The sequence below is a fragment of the Glaciecola sp. 1036 genome (assembly GCF_050306235.1).
GTDB lineage: Bacteria > Pseudomonadota > Gammaproteobacteria > Enterobacterales > Alteromonadaceae > Glaciecola.
Genome location: NZ_JBLWFH010000038.1, coordinates 1 through 889 on the forward strand (window position 1 = coordinate 1; position 889 = coordinate 889).

At 41.5% G+C, this 889-nt stretch carries 1 protein-coding gene; it reads left to right on the plus strand.

Annotation, left to right across the window (positions count from 1 at the left end; all coding sequences use genetic code 11):
* Positions 1–436: 436 nt before the first annotated feature.
* Positions 437–727, plus strand: a complete 291-nt coding sequence (locus ACNKW3_RS19810; protein WP_427401061.1) for a DUF6966 domain-containing protein — start codon at positions 437–439, stop codon at positions 725–727.
* Positions 728–889: the final 162 nt, after the last annotated feature.

The window sequence follows — 889 nt, forward strand, 5'->3', positions numbered from 1 at the left end:
CCAAGGTAAAGGTTTTGTCGCTTATTACGCTACTCCCTCTAAGGGAGGGAGTCCATACATCGGCGCAGGCCACGACCTCCTTGGAACACAACGATATTTCTATAGCTGCAGCTACAATTAAAAACTAAATTAAGCCCAGCTTACCGAACTTTCATTTTAATTTTACGGGAAAAGCGACTCAAAAATACAGCAAGTCTCGGTTTCACGTATCCAGTAGTTATAAATTTTAAGTAACCATCTGGTTTTAATGATATTGTTAAAAGCGAGAATTCACGGTATGGATAATCTATCCCCTGTGGTCGAAGCGAAAGAATAAGCCTTACATTGACATTTCTTCTGGTTTGGCATGAAATTGACTCATATAAGCATATCTAGCGTCTGCCAATTTGGGCATATCTAGAAGTGTAGTTAATAACATTGTTATGTGTAAATAAAGATGGGACCAAAGACCGAGAAATTAATTGAAGTTCTAGATCAACTGATTAAGATTCTGGACGAGGATGGCCAGTCGCATTGGTCAAAATGGATGAGGCAGGCAAAAGGCTGTATTCAATCGTCTTATTTTAGTGGCATTGAAAAAGTTTTAAATGCCTATGGAGGCATGGGCTCATTTAACGATGTTTGTCTTAAAAAAGTAACAAGGGCTAATGAGAATTTCAGTGAGTTACAAGGCAAAGCCTGGTCGCTTGCCACAGAAATAAAGCGCGAATATGAGTCAAACACATAACAAAGTGGTCAAGTACACTCCGGCCGCAAAAAAGCGCGGCCTGCGCGGGACAACCTACACTGCGTTTCGGTTGCCCCTTACCACGGCGTTGGTATGACTCCCTTTGTCAACCCTGAACGAGTGCTTTCCTGACACTCTTTCAGCCCATAATTAGTTGTCTTT

Bases quoted from the DNA above. Each gene is read 5' to 3' on its own strand.
- ACNKW3_RS19810 (WP_427401061.1), top strand. From the start codon at position 437: ATGGGACCAAAGACCGAGAAATTAATTGAAGTTCTAGATCAACTGATT.